This is a genomic window from Amycolatopsis sp. NPDC043885, from assembly GCF_056435685.1.
The window spans coordinates 229,549-247,454 of sequence record NZ_JBWKEA010000001.1; the positions used below are offsets into that span (position 1 = coordinate 229,549).

Annotated in this window: 19 protein-coding genes; 16 read left to right on the forward strand and 3 right to left on the reverse strand. The window is 68.0% G+C overall.

The annotated features are described in order from the left end of the window. Nucleotides 1-41: 41 nt before the first annotated feature. From AC069I_RS01175 to AC069I_RS01220, 10 genes are all read left to right on the forward strand, one after another. Nucleotides 42-860, forward strand: a complete 819-nt coding sequence (locus AC069I_RS01175) for an SRPBCC family protein (protein ID WP_478264616.1) — start codon at nt 42-44, stop codon at nt 858-860. A gap of 68 nt (nt 861-928) precedes the next feature. Next, nucleotides 929-2,080 carry a sensor histidine kinase gene (locus AC069I_RS01180; RefSeq protein WP_478234418.1) on the forward strand — a complete coding sequence of 384 codons (1,152 nt, stop codon included), beginning with the start codon at nt 929-931 and terminating at the stop codon, nt 2,078-2,080. Next, the gene (locus AC069I_RS01185; RefSeq protein ID WP_016331341.1) at nt 2,077-2,742 is read left to right on the forward strand and encodes a response regulator; all 666 of its coding nucleotides are present in this window, start codon (nt 2,077-2,079) and stop codon (nt 2,740-2,742) included. Before AC069I_RS01180 ends, AC069I_RS01185 begins: the two co-directional genes overlap by 4 nt. A 460-nt stretch (nt 2,743-3,202) precedes the next feature. Next, nucleotides 3,203-4,840 carry an acyl-CoA carboxylase subunit beta gene (locus tag AC069I_RS01190; protein ID WP_478264617.1) on the forward strand — a complete coding sequence of 546 codons (1,638 nt, stop codon included), beginning with the start codon at nt 3,203-3,205 and terminating at the stop codon, nt 4,838-4,840. Further along, nucleotides 4,837-5,055: an acyl-CoA carboxylase subunit epsilon gene (locus AC069I_RS01195; protein ID WP_340684550.1), complete on the forward strand. Its 219-nt coding sequence runs from the start codon at nt 4,837-4,839 to the stop codon at nt 5,053-5,055. Before AC069I_RS01190 ends, AC069I_RS01195 begins: the two co-directional genes overlap by 4 nt. 61 nt (nt 5,056-5,116) lie before the next feature. Beyond that, nucleotides 5,117-5,950 carry a helix-turn-helix domain-containing protein gene (locus AC069I_RS01200; protein ID WP_478225146.1) on the forward strand — a complete coding sequence of 278 codons (834 nt, stop codon included), beginning with the start codon at nt 5,117-5,119 and terminating at the stop codon, nt 5,948-5,950. A gap of 197 nt (nt 5,951-6,147) precedes the next feature. Beyond that, nucleotides 6,148-6,354: a DUF397 domain-containing protein gene (locus AC069I_RS01205; protein ID WP_465417216.1), complete on the forward strand. Its 207-nt coding sequence runs from the start codon at nt 6,148-6,150 to the stop codon at nt 6,352-6,354. Beyond that, nucleotides 6,351-6,671 carry a hypothetical protein gene (locus AC069I_RS01210; RefSeq protein ID WP_478225144.1) on the forward strand — a complete coding sequence of 107 codons (321 nt, stop codon included), beginning with the start codon at nt 6,351-6,353 and terminating at the stop codon, nt 6,669-6,671. The genes AC069I_RS01205 and AC069I_RS01210 overlap by 4 nt, the downstream gene beginning before the upstream one ends. Before the next feature lie 151 nt (nt 6,672-6,822). After that, nucleotides 6,823-7,449 (forward strand): PadR family transcriptional regulator, encoded by a 627-nt coding sequence (locus AC069I_RS01215; protein WP_478264618.1) that lies wholly within the window; start codon nt 6,823-6,825, stop codon nt 7,447-7,449. Beyond that, nucleotides 7,430-9,043, forward strand: a complete 1,614-nt coding sequence (locus AC069I_RS01220; RefSeq protein ID WP_478264619.1) for a DHA2 family efflux MFS transporter permease subunit — start codon at nt 7,430-7,432, stop codon at nt 9,041-9,043. The genes AC069I_RS01215 and AC069I_RS01220 overlap by 20 nt, the downstream gene beginning before the upstream one ends. A gap of 123 nt (nt 9,044-9,166) precedes the next feature. On the opposite strand, the gene AC069I_RS01225 is transcribed toward AC069I_RS01220, so the two are convergent. After that, complete coding sequence (locus tag AC069I_RS01225) at nt 9,167-10,972, reverse strand: glycoside hydrolase family 3 protein (protein ID WP_478225141.1); 1,806 nt, start codon at nt 10,970-10,972, stop codon at nt 9,167-9,169. A 166-nt stretch (nt 10,973-11,138) separates the two neighbouring features. On the opposite strand from AC069I_RS01225, the gene AC069I_RS01230 reads away from it, so the two are divergent. Both AC069I_RS01230 and AC069I_RS01235 read left to right on the forward strand, forming a co-directional pair. Further along, the gene (locus tag AC069I_RS01230) at nt 11,139-11,765 is read left to right on the forward strand and encodes a Maf family protein (RefSeq protein ID WP_125680147.1); all 627 of its coding nucleotides are present in this window, start codon (nt 11,139-11,141) and stop codon (nt 11,763-11,765) included. 100 nt (nt 11,766-11,865) lie between these two features. Next, nucleotides 11,866-13,230, forward strand: coding sequence for a dicarboxylate/amino acid:cation symporter (locus tag AC069I_RS01235; protein ID WP_478225140.1), 1,365 nt, complete (start codon nt 11,866-11,868; stop codon nt 13,228-13,230). Nucleotides 13,231-13,402: 172 nt separating this feature from the next. Here AC069I_RS01235 and AC069I_RS01240 read toward each other — a convergent pair whose 3' ends face one another. After that, nucleotides 13,403-14,086, reverse strand: a complete 684-nt coding sequence (locus AC069I_RS01240) for a hypothetical protein (protein WP_478234048.1) — start codon at nt 14,084-14,086, stop codon at nt 13,403-13,405. 83 nt (nt 14,087-14,169) lie between these two features. On the opposite strand from AC069I_RS01240, the gene AC069I_RS01245 reads away from it, so the two are divergent. Then, the gene (locus tag AC069I_RS01245; protein WP_478225139.1) at nt 14,170-14,454 is read left to right on the forward strand and encodes an SAV_915 family protein; all 285 of its coding nucleotides are present in this window, start codon (nt 14,170-14,172) and stop codon (nt 14,452-14,454) included. Nucleotides 14,455-14,562: 108 nt separating this feature from the next. Beyond that, nucleotides 14,563-16,353: an acetyl/propionyl/methylcrotonyl-CoA carboxylase subunit alpha gene (locus AC069I_RS01250; protein WP_478225138.1), complete on the forward strand. Its 1,791-nt coding sequence runs from the start codon at nt 14,563-14,565 to the stop codon at nt 16,351-16,353. A gap of 45 nt (nt 16,354-16,398) precedes the next feature. On the opposite strand, the gene AC069I_RS01255 is transcribed toward AC069I_RS01250, so the two are convergent. Continuing rightward, nucleotides 16,399-16,821: a hypothetical protein gene (locus AC069I_RS01255; RefSeq protein ID WP_478225137.1), complete on the reverse strand. Its 423-nt coding sequence runs from the start codon at nt 16,819-16,821 to the stop codon at nt 16,399-16,401. A gap of 150 nt (nt 16,822-16,971) precedes the next feature. Here AC069I_RS01255 and AC069I_RS01260 point away from each other — a divergent pair, with 150 nt between their 5' ends. Both AC069I_RS01260 and AC069I_RS01265 read left to right on the forward strand, forming a co-directional pair. Next, nucleotides 16,972-17,436: a DUF1707 SHOCT-like domain-containing protein gene (locus AC069I_RS01260; protein WP_478225136.1), complete on the forward strand. Its 465-nt coding sequence runs from the start codon at nt 16,972-16,974 to the stop codon at nt 17,434-17,436. A gap of 41 nt (nt 17,437-17,477) precedes the next feature. Continuing rightward, entirely contained in the window at nt 17,478-17,852 is a 375-nt protein-coding gene (locus tag AC069I_RS01265; RefSeq protein WP_034304743.1) for a DUF1707 SHOCT-like domain-containing protein, read from the forward strand. The last annotated feature ends 54 nt before the right edge of the window (nt 17,853-17,906 follow it).

The window sequence follows — 17,906 nt, forward strand, 5'->3', positions numbered from 1 at the left end:
CCCGTGGTTATATTAGCGCCAAAGCACATAAGGAGGTCACCGTGAACTCTCGCGCCCGGCTGGAGACCGCCGGGGAACGTCCGGCGCTACGGATGGAACGTCGTCTCGCAGACCGGCCGGAGCGTGTCTGGCAGGCGATCACCGAACCGTCGAAGCTCGCGAAATGGTTTCCCGCGGCGGTCACAGTCGACCTGCGACCGGGCGGAAAGATCGAATTCAGCTTCGAGGGCGAAGAGGCCCCGACCGCGGGCGAAGTCCTCGAAGCCGACGAACCCCGCGTGTTCGTGTTCAGCTGGAACGACGACGTGCTGCGCTGGGAGATCACTCCGGACGGCGACGGCAGCCGTCTGCTCTTCACGCATACGTTCGGCCGTGGTGAACCCGCCATCGCCAAGATCGCGGCGCCCCGCACGGCCGCTGGCTGGGATAGCTGCCTCGTGGCGCTCGTCGCCCTGCTCGACGGCGTGGACCATGAGCCGTCGGCCGACTGGATCGGCCCGATCGAGGCCTACACCGAGGAGTTCGGGCTCGCCGAGGGCGAAGTTCTGGAAACCGGCGACGGCAAGGTGATCCGCTTCCGTCGCGACCTGGTCTGGAAACCGCTCGATGAGGTCTGGGCCCGTCTCTCCGCCGAACCGGCCGAGGGCACGGTCATCCGCGAGGAGCCGCCGCGGCTGCTGGAGTTTTCGCTGCCACGGGGCGGGATCGTCCGCTGGGAGTTCAGCCATTCCGAACTCGACGGCACCATGGTCGAGGTGACCCAGACCGTCCCCGCCGGACAGGACGACATCGTGCCCGAGGCGCTACGAAGCCGGCGCGAGAAGCTGAAAGAGTTCTTCGCGGCGACTCAGGGAAGCTGATCTCCACCCTGGGGATGACCTCCGCCGGACGGACGCGCACGCACCACATGTCCGGTTAAGTTCGCCGTATGAAACAGCCGTCGGCGCTCCCCCAGCGGGTGGCGTACACGATCGACGCGCTCCTCGCGCTGGTGCTCGTCGTGGCCGTCGGCGGGAACCTGGCCGCGAAGACCTGGACGTTCCTCATCGCCATCCCGATGTGGCTCGCCTGGGCGACGGTCGCCGCCAGCGGGATCGCGATCGCGCTGCGACGCCACCGGCCATTGGTCGCGTACGGCCTCGGCCTCGGCAGCCTGGTCCCGGCCCTGCTCGCCGGCAACGGGCTGGGCCCGGCCGCGCTCCTGGCCACCGCGTGCGCCCTGTACACCGTGGCGCTGGAACACCCGCGCGCCCGCTCGCTGATCGCGATGGGCCTCGGCCTGGTCGTCGTCATGATCTTCGAGTTCCTGCGGCTGGGCCCGAACACGATCGCGTCGACGGCCTTCGCGGGCGGCGGGGTGGTGGGCTCGTGGGCACTCGGCTGGATGACGCGGCAACGGCGCGCGAACCTGGCCCAGCTCGCGGAAACCCAAGCCGATCAGGCGGTTTCCGACGAACGGCTGCGTATCGCGCGCGAGATGCACGACGTCGTCGCGCACAGCATGAGCCTGATCGCGGTCAAGGCGGCCGTCGGCAACCACGTCGCGCGAGAACAGCCGGAAGAAGCACGCGAAGCGTTGCGAGTCATCGAACTCACCAGCCGCGAGACGCTCGTCGAACTCCGGCGGATGCTCGGCGTCCTCCGTTCCGGTGACGGGACGCCCGAGGCCGCGCTCGGCCCCGCGCCGAAACTCGCCGACCTGCGCACCCTGGCCGAACGCGCCGGACAGGCCGGGGTGCGCGTCGAGCTGACCGGCGAGGCGGTGGACGACCTCCCGGAAGGTGTCGCGCTTTCGGTCTACCGCATCACGCAGGAGGCGGTGACCAACGTCGTGAAGCACGCGGGACCGTCGGCCTGCCGGGTCACGATCACCGAAGGCCCCGGCGAGGTCAGCGTCGAAATCGTCGACGACGGGCGCGGCGAAGGTTCGCCGTCGACGCCCGGCGGGCACGGTTTGATCGGCATGCGCGAACGCGTCGCCGTCTACGGTGGTGACTTCGAAGCGGGCCCGCTGCCCGCCGGGGGATTCCGGGTGTTCGCGCGGCTGCCGTACGCCGCCAAGGAAGTGGGGACACGATGATCCGCGTACTGATCGCCGACGACCAGGCGTTGCTGCGCGGCAGCTTCCGCGTGCTCGTCGACAGCGCGCCGGACCTCGAGGTCGTCGGCGAGGCGAGCGACGGCGCGGAGGCCGCGGAACTCGCCGAGAAGGAGCGCCCCGACGTCGTCCTGATGGACGTCCGCATGCCCGAACTGGACGGGATCGAAGCCACCCGGCGGATCTGCGCGTCGGCCGCCACCGAAGGCGTCCACGTGCTGATGCTGACGACCTTCGACCTCGACGCCTACGTGTATTCGGCCCTGCGCGCGGGCGCGAGCGGATTCCTGCTGAAGGACACCCCGCCCGCCGAGCTGCTGACCGCGATCCGGGTCGTCGCGGCGGGCGAAGGACTGCTGGCCCCGTCGATCACGCGGCGGCTCATCGCCGAGTTCGCCCGGCTGCCCGAACCCGGGCAGCGCGTCGCGGCTTCGCTGGACAACATCACCACCCGCGAACGCGAGGTCTTGAGCCTGATCGCGCGCGGCCTGTCGAACGACGAGATCGCCGGGACCCTGCATCTCGGGCTGGCGACGGTGAAGACGCACATCGGCCACCTCCTGCACAAACTCGCGGCGCGGGACCGGGCGCAGCTGGTGATCGCGGCCTACGAGTCCGGTCTGGTGCGCGCCTCCGTCCAGTGAGGGATGGGTCGGGGTGGTCGTGAATGGCGATTCGGGCTAGGGCCAAGAGCGTCTTGGGCGCCTACTGGATTTGGCTGGGGCTGATCATGTGTCCGTGAAGGCCTCCTTGCCTACCCTGAAGGTAGTGAAGGAGGCCTTCACGGACCTTCAGGGTCGCCGCTCTCGTCCCAGGTACACCAGCGACCACAGCAGGCACAGCTGCCGCGCGTGAAGGGCCCCTTCCCTCGGCTCAGCCGAGGAAACTCGACCTTCACACCTTGCCGAAGTACATGAAGGCCCTTTCCTTGCACCTAGGTACAGGTAGGCGGCCTTCATGTACTCCAACCGGGCCCGGTCCGCCGATACCGAGCCGGGTCACCGAGGGCGGCCGAGGTCGTGCGCGACCACCCACCCGCCGCCGCTGACGGACGTTGCCTACGCCACACGCGAAGTGACCGTCGAGTAGCTAGGCTGCGCTTTCATGAGCAGTGCGACGGAGCCGCTCGGGACGCCGCCCGAGGACGAACCGGACATCCACACCACGGCCGGCAAGCTGGCCGACCTGTACCGCCGATACGACGAGGCGGTGCACGCGGGTTCCGCGAGGGCGGTGGAGAAACAGCACGCCAAGGGCAAGAAGACCGCCCGCGAGCGGATCGACCTGCTGCTGGACGAGGGCTCGTTCGTCGAACTCGACGAACTGGCGAAGCACCGCTCGGTCAACTTCGGCCAGGAGAAGAACCGGCCCTACGGCGACGGCGTCGTCACCGGGTACGGCACCGTCGACGGTCGTCCGGTGTGCGTGTTCAGCCAGGACGTCACGGTCTTCGGCGGCTCACTCGGTGAGGTGTACGGCGAGAAGATCGTCAAGGTGATGGACCTGGCGATCAAGACCGGCCGCCCGATCATCGGCATCAACGAGGGCGGCGGCGCGCGGATCCAGGAAGGCGTCGTCTCGCTCGGGCTCTACGGCGAGATCTTCAACCGCAACGTCAAGGCGTCCGGCGTCATCCCCCAGATCTCGCTGATCATGGGCGCCAACGCGGGCGGGCACGTCTACTCGCCGGCGCTGACCGACTTCGTGGTGATGGTCGACAAGACCTCGCACATGTTCATCACCGGCCCCGACGTCGTCAAGACCGTGACCGGCGAAGAGGTCTCCTTCGAGGAGCTCGGCGGCGGGCGCACGCACAACACCCGTTCGGGCAACGCGCACTACCTCGGCTCCGACGACGAGGACGCGATCGCCTACGTCAAGGAACTGCTCTCGTTCCTCCCGGCGAACAACCTTTCCGAGGCTCCCGTCTTCGAGACCGACGCGGCCCCCGGCGGGTTCTTCGACGACGTCACCGAGTCCGACCGCGAGCTCGACACGCTGATCCCGGACTCGCCGAACCAGCCGTACGACATGCACGAGGTCATCACCCGCATCGTCGACGACAGCGACTTCCTCGAGGTGCACGAGCTGTTCGCGCCCAACATCCTGGTCGGCTTCGGCCGGGTGGACGGGCGCAGCGTCGGCATCGTGGCGAACCAGCCGACCCAGTTCGCCGGCTGCCTCGACATCGACGCTTCCGAGAAGGCCGCGCGGTTCGTGCGCACCTGCGACGCGTTCAACATCCCGGTGCTGACCTTCGTCGACGTCCCCGGCTTCCTGCCCGGCACCGACCAGGAGTGGAACGGCATCATCCGGCGCGGCGCGAAGCTGATCTACGCCTACGCCGAAGCGACCGTCCCGCTCGTCACCGTCATCACCCGCAAGGCGTACGGCGGCGCGTACGACGTCATGGGTTCGAAGCACCTCGGCGCGGACATCAACCTGGCCTGGCCGACGGCGCAGGTCGCGGTCATGGGCGCGCAGGGCGCGGCGAACATCGTGCACCGCAAGACCCTCGCCGCGGCCGCCGCCGAAGGCAAGGACGTCGACGCGCTGCGCGCCGAGCTGATTCAGGAGTACGAGGACACGCTCCTGAACCCGTACGCGGCGGCCGAGCGCGGCTACGTCGACTCGGTGATCGTGCCCGCGCACACCCGCGGCCACATCGCGAAGGCGCTCTCGCTGCTCCAGGGCAAGCGGGAGACGCTGCCGCCCAAGAAGCACGGGAACATCCCGCTGTGACCGCGCCCGAAACCCCGCTGCTGCGTGTCGTCCGGGGCAACCCGGACGACACCGAACTCGCCGCCCTGACCGCCGTCGTCGCTGCGGCGGCCAGTGCGCGGGCACCGGAACCGGCGCCGAAACGGGATTCGTGGTGGGCGGACAAGGCTTCGCTCGTGCGAGCCCCGCTCGCGCCCGGCGAGGGAGCCTGGCGGGCTTCGGCGCTTCCTCGCTGAAGGCGGCTTCGCGGGTTATCGTGACGGATCCGCCGACCGCGATCGCCCCAGAAAGCCGTGCGTGACGAACCAGGACCACCTCTCCACCGAATTGCGCCGTCTGCGCAAAGCCGCCGGGTTGTCCGGTACCGAAGCGGCCAGGCTCACCGGCCTCAGTCAGTCGAAGGTCTCGCGGGTCGAAACCGGCGCGTTCATGCCGACCGAGGAACAGGTCGTCGCGCTGTGCCGCGTCTACCGCGCGCCCGCGAAGGTCCGGCGGGCGCTCGTCGCGATCACCCGGGACCTCCGTGAAGAGGCGTCGTCCGCCCGCGTCGTCCTCCAGCGCGGTGCCTGGCGGATGCAGCAGCGCATCGGCAAGATCGAGACGGCGTCCGCCCGTATCCGGAGTTTCCAGCCCACCATCGTGTTCGGCCTGCTCCAGACCCGCGACTACATCACCGCCCTGTTCGGTGATTCGCTGCCTGCCGACGAACGCGACCAGACGGTCGATGCCAGGCTGGAACGCCAGCGGATCCTCGACTCGAACCGCGAGTTCCACTTCGTGCTCACCGAAGGCGCCCTGCGCTGGAACATGGGCGGTGCGGCGACGATGCTGGCCCAGCTCGGCCACCTCATCGAGGTGTCCCGGCGCGGCCGGGTGCGGCTGGGCGTGATCCCGTGGACCGCGCCGGTTTCGGTCCCGGTCCTCCACGGTTTCGACATCTACGACTCGCGCGCGGTGCTCCTCGGGACTCAGACGGCCACGGCGCTCGTCACGGACGAACGCGAAGTGGCCGACTACGAGAAGAGCTTCACCGAAGTCGAGCACTACGCCACCTACGGCGACATCGCCTGCTCACATCTGACGCGGATCGCCGCCGACTACCGACAGCTCGCGGCCGATTCACTTCGGTGACCTAAGACCCTTTGCGCTATGCACTCCGAGAGTGCATCGTGAGTAAGGCAGCTGTCGGTGAAGGTCCCCTTTCGTGCGCCGAACGCGATCACCGAAGCCGTTCACCGACCAACGGGCGCAGATCACCCGATCTCGCCAACCTTGCTGCCGCGCAACCCGTCTACTTGCCGAAACAGTCACTGGGGAAAGGGCCTCCGATGACCACCTGGCACGAGAACATGACCGGCTGGCACAAGTCGACCTACACGCACTGGGAAGAGAACGCCTGCGTCGAGGTCGGCGCCGCGCCCGGCCTGGTCGGCATCCGGGACACCAAACAGTGGGCGATGCCGGACGAGACCCGGCCGATCCTGGTGCTCCCGGCCGAGTCCTTCGCCGCGCTCCTCGAGCACCTCGGGCGATGAACGACGTCGCCGAGCCGTACATGGTCCACGATCCGCGGGAGATGGCGGGACAGCTGATCAACGGCAACTGGATCGTCGCGCGATGGGAGCACCTCGGCGAGGACGAGGACCTCGACCACTGGACCGCGGTCCTGCGGAGCCACTGCGTAGAACTCGACGTCGATCCGTACGTCATCAACATCCCGCGCAAGAGCCTCACCATCGTCTTCAACGGCGCGCTCCCCGCCCCGACGTTCGAACAGCTGGAGAACTCCATCGCGGCCATCGAGTACCACCGATTCCTCGAACGCGAAATCGGGCCGAGACCCCTGAACTGACACGCGAGTTCCGCCTCCGAGCACGCGAGTCACGCCTTCAAGCACGCGAGTCACGCCTTCAAGCACGCGAACCCCGTACTTGAGCCCGGACCGGTCCTGCCATATAGTCCACTCGGAATAATCAGCAAGGAATCTTCCGAGGGGATCATCCATGGCCTCGAAGCTCACCCCACTCGCCATGGCGGTGCTGGAACTCCTTCACGAACGGGCCATGCATCCGTACGAGATGGCGCAGCTGATGCGGGAGCGCTTCGTCAACACGCGCGTCAAGGTGAAGGCGGGCTCGCTCTACCACACGGTGGATCGCCTGGTGCAGAACGGCTTCGTCGAGGTCGTCGAGACACAGCGCGACGGGAAGCGCCCCGAGCGCACCGTGTACGCGATGACGGACGCCGGTCGAGACGAGTTCGTCGACCGGGCGCATGACATGCTGGCCAACCCCGCCGAGGAGTACCCCGAGTACCTCAGCGCGCTCGCCGTCATCGACGAGCTCGGCCCGGAAATGTCGCTCACCCACCTCAAGCACCGTGTGCTGCGGCTTCAGGCCGCCATCGCCTCCGACCAGGTCGTTCTCGAAAACCTCGTCAACGAGCACAAGCTTCCCGAGATCTACTGGCTCGACTGGTCCTACGCCACCGCGCGGCGGGCCTTCGAACTCGAGTGGACCAAGAAGCTGGTCGAAGACCTGGAATCCGGCCGCATCCGGTTCCAGGAGCACTGCACCCCGCACCTGAACCTGGTCACCGAGGACGACAGCGATGAACGCGCGACAAGCTGACCCCTGGGCGGCGCTTTCCGCGCTGTGCCTGGGTTTCTTCATGATCCTGCTGGACACCACGATCGTTTCGACCGCGATTCCCGCGATGCTGCGCGAACTCGGCGCGGGCCTGAACGCGATCGTCTGGGTGATCAGCGTCTACCTGCTCGCCTACGCGGTGCCGATGCTGTTCGCCAGCAGGCTCGGCGACCGTTTCGGCCCGAAACGCGTCTACCTGGCCGGGCTCGTGGTGTTCACGCTGGCCTCGCTGTGGTGCGGCCTGTCCGGTTCGGTCGAAATGCTGATCGCGGCCCGCGCGGTGCAGGGACTCGGCGCCGCCTTGATGACACCGCAGACCCTCGCGTTCATCAGCCATCTGTTCCCGCCGTCGAAACGCGGCCCCGCGATGGGGCTCTGGAGCGGCGTCGCCGGGATCGCCGCCATCGTCGGTCCGCTGCTCGGCGGTGTGCTCGTCGACCATCTCGGCTGGGAATGGATCTTCTTCGTCAACCTGCCGGTCGGTGTGGTCGCGCTCGCGCTGGCACTGCTCAAGGTGCCGGACTGGCAGCCGAAGCACTCACATTCCTTCGACGTCCCCGGCATCCTGCTGTCGGGAGCCGGCCTGTTCTGCGTCGTCTACGGTGTCCAAAATGGACAGCAGTACGACTGGGGCCGCGTCTTCGGGCCGATCACCGTGTTCGAGATCATCGGCGCCGGTGTCGCCCTGCTGGTCGCTTTCGTGGTGTGGCAGCGGCTCAACCGCAAGGAACCCTTGTTGCCGCTGGGCGTTTTCGCGAACCGTAACTTCTCGGCCGGAGCGCTGACCGCGGTCACCGTCGGCTTCGCGATGACCGGCATGTTCCTTCCGCTGGTGATCTACCTCCAGGCCGTGCTCGGCGAGTCGCCGACGATGTCCGGCCTGCTGTTCGCGCCGATGTCGCTGCTGGGCGGCTTGATCGGCCCGTTCGTCGGCCGCGCTTCGGACAAGGTGAACGGCAAGGTCCTGCTGATCATCGGGCTGGCCGCGCTGGGCGCGGGGCTGGCACTGGCGGCGCTGACCGCACGGGCGGGCGCGAACGCCTGGGCGCTCACCCCGGCGTTGCTGGTGGCGGGCTTCGGGATCGGGTTCATCTTCGCGCCGATGGGCAACCTGGCGATGAGTTCGGTCGAGCCGCGGCTCATCGGGACCGCGTCGGGCATCTTCAACACCGCGCGCCAGGTCGGCGGCGTGCTCGGCAGCGCCGCCGTCGGCGTGCTGCTGCAGGCACGGATCAGCGTTTCGATCGCCGACGAGGCCGCGGTGGCCGCGAGCGCCTTGCCGGAGCAGTACCGGGCCCCGTTCGCGGAAGGTGTCGCGAAGGCCGCGGAATCGACCGGGGAGTTCGGTTCCTCCGGGACGGCGGCGTTCCCCGGCCTGCCGTCCGGCGTCGCCGAGCAGGCCCAGCGGCTCGCGCTCGACGCCGTCCACAATGGACTGACCGATGCGGCAAGGGTGACACTGCTGCTCCCGGCCGCGGTACTGGTGCTGGGCGTGCTCGCCGCGCTCACCATGCGCCGTCCGGCTCCGCGGGCGCCTCGCTCCCCTGCCCCCGAACCCGCCGCCAGCGCCGCCTGACCCCTTGCCGCATTTAGTCCTCTGAATGCGGCTCGTGGGCCCGCCGCCAGTGCGATGAACGGTCCTTTCCTTGCGAATTTCGCAAGGAAAGGACCGTTCATCTCATCCGCGGGAGGGCGGAAGCTACCGGCGGTACCGCAGGCCGTAGCCGTACGGGTACAGCGCCTTCTTGCCGTCACCGACGTTCACCGGTTCCTGCGCCGCGCTGGTCGGCCAGCTGAACGTCAGCTTCCCGGTCGGGTTGTAGTCGCCGTACAGGACATCGGCGACACCGACGCCTTCGCTGCCCGGGAGCCAGGCGGCGAGAAGCCCGTCGAACTGCGGCAGTTGCGGAGCGATGTCGAGCGGGCGCCCGGACACGGTCACCGCGACGACCGGGACCCCGGAAGCCTTCAATTTGGCGATCGTGGCGAGGTCTTCCGCGTCGAGCCCGAAGCCGTTCGGACGATCTCCCTGCCCTTCGGCGTACGGCGTTTCGCCCACCACGGCGACGGCGACCTGGTAGCTGCCGTCGATTCCGTTACCCGCACGGTCATAGGTCACCGTGGTTCCCTTCCCCGCCCCCGACTTGATCCCGTCGAGGATGGTCGTGCCCGGGATCACCGGGCCGCTCTGGCCTTGCCAGGTGAGCGTCCAGCCGCCCGCCTGGTTTCCAATATCGTTCGCGTTCTTGCCCGCGACGAAGATCTTGTTGTTCTTCTTCGCCAGTGGCAGCACACCGTCGTTCTTCAGCAGCACCTGGGATTCGCGGACGGCCTGCCGGGCCAGTTCACGGTGTTCCTTGCTGCCGAACGTCTTCTGGAGCGAACGGTCGGTGTACGGGCGCTCGAACAGGCCGAGCTTGAACTTCTGCGCCAGGATGCGCCGGTTCGCGTCGTCGATCCGGTCGCGGGAGACGCGGCCCGCTTCGACTTCGGCCTTGAGATAGGAGATGAACTGCGGCGCGTCCCACGGGACCATGAACATGTCGATGCCCGCGTTGACCGAGAGCCGCACCTCTTCGGGGGTGAAGCCTTCCTTGCCGTCGATCTGGTTGATCGCGTTGTAGTCCGAGATCACCAGGCCGGAGAACCGCAGCTCCCGCTTGAGAACGTCGGTGATCAGGTACTTCTGGGCGTGCATGCGCACTCCCTGGAAGCTGGAGAACGAGATCATCACCGAGCCCACGCCGCGGTCGATCGCCTCCCGAAACGGCGGCAGGTGGATCTGACGCAGTTCGCGTTCGCCGATCTCGGTATTGCCCTGGTCGACGCCGTTCGTCGTACCGCCGTCGCCGACGTAGTGCTTCGCCGTCGCGAGCACCGATCCCGGTTTCTCGCCGAGTCTGCGCCCTTGGAGACCGGTGATGGCCGAGGCGTTCGCGATGGCGTCGCGCGGGGATTCGCCGAAGGATTCGTAGGTCCGGCCCCAGCGATCATCACGGGCGACGCACAGGCACGGCGAAAAGTCCCACTGCGGGCCGGTTCCGGCGACTTCCAGCGCCGTCGCGCGGCCGATCTTCTCGACCAGGCGCGGATTGTTGGCCGCACCGAGGCCGATGTTGTGCGGGAAGATCGTCGCGCCGTAGACATTGTTGTGGCCGTGCACGGCGTCGACACCGTAGAGCGTGGGGATGCCGAGCGGCGTCGAAATCGCCGCCTTCTGGTACGAGTCGACCATGTCGGCCCACCCGTTCGGTGTGTTGCTGGCGGGTACCGAGCCGCCGCCGGAGAGCAGGGACCCCAGTTTGAGCGCGGCGGCCTGTTCGGGGGTGACCGCGCCGCGTTCGGCCTGGGTCATCTGGCCGATCTTGTCGTCGAGGCTCATCCGCTTGAGCAGGTCGTTCACCCGCGCGGACGTCGATGCGTGGGGATTCTTGTAGACCGGCCCCGGGGCGGCGGACGCCACCGGCGACAGGGCCGAGCCAGCCAGGAGCAGTACTGCGAGCACTGTGGTTTGCGTCGTGCGAAGTGATCTTCTGACGCGGAGGCGGGACGACATTGGTTCCTCCGTAGCTCGAACAATCCATATGTTGCGCGCCACAACAAACTAGCTCCACGTTCGGGTGTCCCAGGTCACAATCAGGCAACGGCGGGCCGTCGAGTACCTTCCTCAAGTGCGTTTCGTCCTCGCTTCCCAGTCCCCCGCCCGCCTCGGTGTCCTGCGTTCCGCCGGCTTCGACCCGAGCGTCGTCGTGTCCGGCGTCGACGAGGACGCCGTCGCCGCGTCCCTGACCGATCCGGCTCCCGAGGAGCTGGTCCGCGCGCTCGCCGCCGCGAAAGCCGAAACGGTTTTCGAGACGCTCGGCGGGCACGGCGACATGGTCATCGTGGGTTGCGACTCGATGCTGTCGATCAACGGTGAGATGGTCGGGAAACCGATCACGCCGGAAGCCGCGCGCGAGCGCTGGGCGTCAATGGCGGGCAAAACCGGCGAACTCCTGACCGGCCACGCGATCATTCGCGTCGAAAACGGCGTGAAGACGAAAGAAGCGTCTGGAACCGAAGGCACCACTGTTCGCTTCGGTACACCTTCACAAGAAGAGATCGAGGCGTACATCGCTTCCGGTGAGCCGCTTCAGGTGGCCGGCGGCTTCACGCTCGACGGGCTCGGCGGCTGGTTCATCGAGGGAATCGACGGCGATTTCTCGAGCGTCATCGGGATCAGCCTGCCGCTGACCCGGCGTTTGCTGGCCGAGGTCGGCGTGAGCGTCATCGAGCTGTGGACGCGTCCCGCATCCTGAGACGACTCCCACACGATCGGGTGATCCGGAAGAGTCCTGCTTCGCCGAACGTTCTTCACGTTCGGGAAATCAGGAAACCTTCACGCACCGGAGTCGCCCCGTGTCTTTCATTCGGACCTACAAAAGGCCAAAGGTCTTCGCGGCGGCGGTCCTCGGCTCGCTCGTCGTGGGCGCCCTGCTCGGCGTGCTCGCCAGGACGACCGAGGCGAGCTGGCTGACCGACCTGCTCGACCAGATCGGCACGATCTTCACGACGCTGCTGCAGATCGCGGTGATCCCGCTGGTCTTCACGGCGATCGTGGTCGGCATCAACAGCCTGCGCAATCTCGGCGGCGGCAAGAAGGCCGCGCGGCTGGGCGGCAAGACCGTCCTGTGGTTCGCGATCACCTCGTTCATCGCGTCGCTGATCGGCATCGCGGTCGCGAAACTGTTCAACCCCGGCAGCGGCGGCCTCGGCGAAGGCGTCGCCGCGACGGCGAAGAACGCGGACAAGGCCACCAAGAGCGTCGACAACTGGGGCTCCTGGAGTGCCTTCATCGAAGGCTTCCTGCCGAAGAACTTCTTCGCGGCCTTCACCGAGGGCTCGACACTTCAGGTGCTGTTCCTCGCCGTGATCATCGGCGCGGCCGCCTACAGCCTCGGCGACAAGGCCAAGCCGTTCGTCGACTTCACCACCAGCGTCTTCGAGATCATCCAGCGCTACCTCGGCTGGGTTGTCCGGCTTGCCCCGATCGGCATCATCGGCCTGATCGGCGCCGCCGTCTCGAACTACGGTGACGCCCTGTTCCGGCCGCTGCTGTCCACCACTCTCGCGGTGTACGTCGGCTGCTTGCTGGTGCTGCTGGTGGTCTACCCGATCCTGCTGCAGTTCGTGGCGAAGGTCAGCCCGCTGACGTTCTTCTCCAAGGCAGGCACGGCGATCCAGTTCGCGTTCGCTTCGCAGTCTTCGGCGGCGACGCTGCCCCTCACCCGGCAGTCCGCGGTGAACCTGGGCGTCCAGCCCGCGTACGCCGCCTTCGCGACTCCGCTGGGCAGCGCCACGAAGATGGACGGCTGCGCCGCGGTGTTCCCCGCGATCGGCGCCATCTTCATCGCGAACCTCTCCGGTGTCTCGCTGAACATCTGGCAGTACGTCGGGATCGTCGTGGTCGCCGTGCTCGGCGCGCTGGCCACCGCGGGCACCACCGGTTGGCTGACCGCGCTGACCCTGACCACCGCGTTCATCGGGCTCGACGCGCAGCAGGTGGCGCTCGGGATCGCGCTGATCTACTCGGTGAACCCGATCATGGACATGATGCGGACCGCGACCAACGTCGCGGGCCAGATCGTCGTGCCGGTGGTCGTCGCGCGCGGCGAAGGCCTGCTGGACGACGACGTGCTCAACTCGCCGACGGACCCTTCGCCCACCCCCGACGGCGAAGCGGCTACTACCACCGCGAAGGAGCCTGCTGCCGCGGGTGCTTGAGGTTCTTTAAGTCCGTGAAGGCCTCCTTCCCTACCCTCACGGTAGTGAAGGAGGCCTTCACGGACTTCATGCTCCGAGGACCGGCAGCCACCTGCGAAAAGTGAGCAAGGGACCTTTGCTACCACTTCTCTCAACGTCAAGAGAAGTGGTAGCAAAGGTCCCTTGCTCCCCCTCAGGGGCAGGCCCTCAGATCCGCCTTCGTCAGCCGCACATCCGGCCATCCCCTCAGCTCCGACGGCGCGGTGTACCGGCGCGTGCAGCCCACCGAGCCGCGAGCGACGTCGTAGACCTCCGCGAGCACCGGCGCCGCCTGGCACCGCGCCGAGCCGGACTGCGCGCCGGGGCATTCGTGCCGCACGACGATGACGTCCGCGATCCCGTCGGCGGTCACATCGTGCAGGGCGACCGTCCCGGCGTCGGAGAAATAAGGCTTCCCGGTGTCCCGCCAGATCTCGCCGCGCGCGACGAACAACTCGCCCGCCGAGCCACCGCCCACTTCGCCACGCACCAGGCACACCGGCGTCGTGCCGTCGACACAGCGCAGAGAATCGCTCTTCAGGGTGACCCCCATGTCGTTGACGATCAGCGGGTACACGGTGTCCGACCCGATCCGGACCACACCCTGCTTCCCCGCGTCGTCGGCCAGCAGCACGACGGGCAGCCCGCCGACGGTCATCGCGCTGATCTCCCGGCAGGCGGCGTCGCCGCAGTTGACGCCGGGCGCGCTCGGGGCGGCATCGGACACCGGAGGCACGCCGGGGTCACCGGTGGGCACGGGAGCGGCGGGGCGGAGCAGGATCACGGCCACGATCACGCCTGCCGTCACCACCACCGCCAGCAGCGCGGTGAGCAGCACGGATCGCGGCGCCCGTGCTTCCTGAGTCCGCATATCCGAGAGCGTAAGTGATCTAGCGCAGAGTGCACGTCTATGTTGTTCCTGTGACGAACCCCGGACTGCCCACCGCACTGTTCCTCCCCACGGCGAAAAAGCCGAAGGACTACACGAGCGCGGAGATCGAACTCCGCCCGACCAAGGACGGCCGGATGGCGCTGATCGCCTTCAGTTCCGTGCAGCGACTGGTCGAGTGCTGCGGTCCGCACCAGCCGTGGGCACTGGTCAAATCCGAGCACCTCGGCCGGGTCCACCAGGCCCAGCCGTACGACCTGATCATGCTCGATTCCGACCTTCCAGAAGAACTGCGGCACCGCCCCGCGCTGGTATAAACGAAGGTCACTGGGTGGCCTTGCTCTCACTAATCGGGGCGGGAACTTCCGTAAACTGCTGCGGAGCCGCATCGGGGCGGCCCGACGTGCGAACGCAGGAGGTACGGCGTGACCGAGCAGGCCGGCACAGGTGGTCCGGTGACCAAGATCCTGATCGCGAACCGCGGGGAGATCGCGGTACGGGTGATCAGGGCGGCGAAGGACGCCGGGCTGACCAGCGTGGCCGTCTACGCCGACCCGGACCGCGACGCACCCCACGTCCGTCTCGCGGACGAGGCCTTCGCCCTCGGCGGCACCACCGCGGCCGAGAGCTACCTCGTCTTCGACAAGCTGCTCGACGCCGCCAAGAGGTCGGGCGCGGACTCGGTCCACCCCGGCTACGGGTTCCTTTCCGAGAACGCGGACTTCGCCCAAGCCGTGATCGACGCCGGGCTCACCTGGATCGGGCCGAGCCCGCAGTCCATTCGCGACCTCGGCGACAAGGTCACCGCACGCCATATCGCGCTGCGCGCCGGGGCTCCGCTCGTGCCCGGTACGAAGGACCCCGTCGCGAACGCCGACGAGATCGTCGCCTTCGCCGACGAGCACGGCCTGCCGGTCGCGATCAAGGCCGCGTTCGGCGGCGGCGGCCGCGGTCTGAAGGTCGCCCGCACCCGCGAGGAGATCCCGGAGCTCTTCGAATCCGCGACGCGCGAGGCGATCTCCGCCTTCGGCCGCGGCGAATGCTTCGTCGAGCGCTACCTGGACAAGCCGCGCCACGTCGAGGCGCAGGTCCTCGCCGACCAGCACGGCAACGCCATCGTCGTCGGCACCCGCGACTGTTCGCTGCAGCGCCGCCACCAGAAGCTGGTCGAGGAGGCACCCGCGCCGTACCTGACCGACGAGCAGCGCAAGCGCATCCACGAATCCGCGAAGGCGATCTGCAAGGAAGCCGGCTACTACGGCGCCGGGACCGTCGAGTACCTCGTCGCCGTCGACGGCACGATTTCGTTCCTCGAGGTCAACACGCGGCTGCAGGTCGAGCACCCGGTGTCCGAGGAGACCACGGGCCTCGACCTCGTGCGCGAGATGTTCCGTATCGCGCGCGGCGAGAAGCTGCGCATCACCGAGGACCCGGAACCGCGCGGCCACTCGATCGAGTTCCGCATCAACGGTGAGGACGCCGGCCGCGGTTTCCTGCCGGCGCCCGGCACTGTGACGAAGTTCGTCGCACCGAGCGGCCCCGGCGTCCGTGTCGACTCGGGTGTCGAGTCCGGCAGCGTGATCGGCGGCCAGTTCGACTCGATGCTCGCGAAGCTGATCGTCACCGGCTCGGACCGGCAGAACGCGCTCGAGCGCAGCCGCCGCGCGCTGGCCGAGATGGTCGCCGACGGGATGGCGACGGTCCTGCCGTTCCACCGCGTGATCGTGAACGACCCGGCCTTCGTCGGCGACGAGAACGGGTTCAGCGTACACACCCGCTGGATCGAGACCGAGTTCGAGAACACCATCGAGCCGTTCGTCGCGCCGGAAGCGGCCGAGGCCGAGGAAGAGCCGCCGCGTCAGAACGTCGTCGTCGAGGTCGGCGGCCGCCGTCTCGAAGTGTCGCTCCCCGGCGGTTTCTCGCTCGACGCCGGTGGCGGCGGGACGGCCGTGAAGGCCAAGCCGCGCAAGCGCGCGGGCGGCACCAAGGCGGCGGTGAGCGGCGACGCGGTCACCGCGCCGATGCAGGGCACCATCGTCAAGGTCGCCGTCGAAGAGGGCCAGCACGTCGAAGCGGGCGAGCTGGTCGTCGTGCTCGAAGCGATGAAGATGGAGAACCCGGTCACCGCGCACAAGGCGGGCACGGTCACCGGCCTCGCGGTCGAGGTCGGCGCCGCGGTGACGCAGGGCACCCAGCTGTTCGAACTGAAGGACTGACCGCGTTCCCGGTGAGTCCACTGTGGACTCACCGGGACCGGCGGATCAGCAGTACTGCTTCTCCACGTGGATGTCCTGGTCGGTACTGATCTTGTACCACCAGCCCGCCTTGCCCTTCCAGTCCTCGTCCCACCAGAATCCGGGGAAGGTCCAGGTGGACAGCGTGCCCTTGGCCTTGCACTCGACGTAGACGCCGTCCCAGTCCTGGTTCTTCGGGGTCTTCTGGCCGGGCTTGAGCCGCCGCCACTCGGTGCCGGGCTTCGGCCCGTTCGAGTCGAACGTGCGGATCGCCCAGATGTCGTGGCCGGACTTGTTGAGCACCGTGCCGCAGATCTTGCCCAAGCAGCCGCCGCGCACCTCGGCATCGCCCCCCGGCGAGTTCGTGGCGCTTGCCGACGCCACGCCGACCGGCAGCGCGGCGACCGCGATCCCGGCCACCAGCGCGACCTTGGTGATGAACTTCCGCATGAGGTCCCCCCTCTCTCGATCACGCCCGATTCCCGGACGCGTGACCAGGGTGAAGGGCACGGCACGACCGCTACAACACCTTTGCGCCAGTGCGAAAAGACTGACGGATGTCGTGGTTGACGAGGCCTCGCCCGGCCTACCATCGGAGGGGTGAGCGAGGTTCCGTCTCCGCGGCTGCGGATCAGTGATCAGGATCGCGAGTCCGCGCTGACCGCGCTCGGCGAGCACATGAGCGCCGGCAGGATCGACATCGACGAGTTCGGCGAGCGGTCCGCCCGGATCACCGCCGCCAAGACACGCGGCGACCTGGCCGAGGTCTTCGCCGACCTGCCGGAACCGCATCCGCGCTACGACACGCCCAGGACCGCCGTGAGCGAACCGGAGAAACCGGCGTCGCCGTGGGCGGGCATCTCCCCGGTGCAGCGCGTCATGAGCGCGCTCCTGCCGATCCTGTTCATCGCCACCATCGTGCTCATCGTCACCACCGACCTCACCTGGTGGTTCATCCTCGTCCCGATCGGGATCAGCGCCGTCGGCGAGAGCATCTGGGGCAAAGGCTGGGAGAACTCCCACAAGAAGCTCGGCAAGCAGCGCCGACGGGAGCTGGACGGCTGATCCGCCCGTAGACTCGGGACGTGAGTGCCGAGAGACCGGACATGCGGCTGAGCGACGCCGAACGCCAAGACGCGCTCGAAGCGCTGGAGGAGCATGTCCGCACCGGCAGACTCGACCTCGACGAGTTCGGGACGCGGTCGGCGAAGATCAGCGCGGCGAGGATGGCCAGCGAGCTCGAACCGCTGTTCACCGACCTGCCCTCGCCCCGCCCCAGCGCGCTGCTCCCCCTGCCCCCGATGCCCGGTGTCGCGCAGGCGTCCGCGAAGAACGAGGTCCAGCCGTCCAAATGGCTGACGGCCAGCGCGGTACCGATAGCCGCGGCGGTCGCGATCGCGCTGTTCTTCTTCACCCGCGGGACGTTCCTCGTCTTCCTGCTGCCGCTGGCGGTCGCGCTGATCATGAGCCGTCGCCGCTAGGCAACCGAAAGCCCGGTTCGCGCGTTCCCTCGGTACAGATCTGGGGAAATGGGG

Coding starts and splice junctions, on each gene's coding strand:
- AC069I_RS01210 (WP_478225144.1), top strand. CDS start 6,351: ATGAACGACGTCGCCGAGCCGTACATGGTCCACGATCCGCGGGAGATG.
- AC069I_RS01255 (WP_478225137.1), bottom strand. CDS start 16,821: ATGCGGAAGTTCATCACCAAGGTCGCGCTGGTGGCCGGGATCGCGGTC.
- AC069I_RS01215 (WP_478264618.1), top strand. CDS start 6,823: ATGGCCTCGAAGCTCACCCCACTCGCCATGGCGGTGCTGGAACTCCTT.
- AC069I_RS01265 (WP_034304743.1), top strand. CDS start 17,478: ATGCGGCTGAGCGACGCCGAACGCCAAGACGCGCTCGAAGCGCTGGAG.
- AC069I_RS01185 (WP_016331341.1), top strand. CDS start 2,077: ATGATCCGCGTACTGATCGCCGACGACCAGGCGTTGCTGCGCGGCAGC.
- AC069I_RS01190 (WP_478264617.1), top strand. CDS start 3,203: ATGAGCAGTGCGACGGAGCCGCTCGGGACGCCGCCCGAGGACGAACCG.
- AC069I_RS01205 (WP_465417216.1), top strand. CDS start 6,148: ATGACCACCTGGCACGAGAACATGACCGGCTGGCACAAGTCGACCTAC.
- AC069I_RS01180 (WP_478234418.1), top strand. CDS start 929: ATGAAACAGCCGTCGGCGCTCCCCCAGCGGGTGGCGTACACGATCGAC.
- AC069I_RS01220 (WP_478264619.1), top strand. CDS start 7,430: ATGAACGCGCGACAAGCTGACCCCTGGGCGGCGCTTTCCGCGCTGTGC.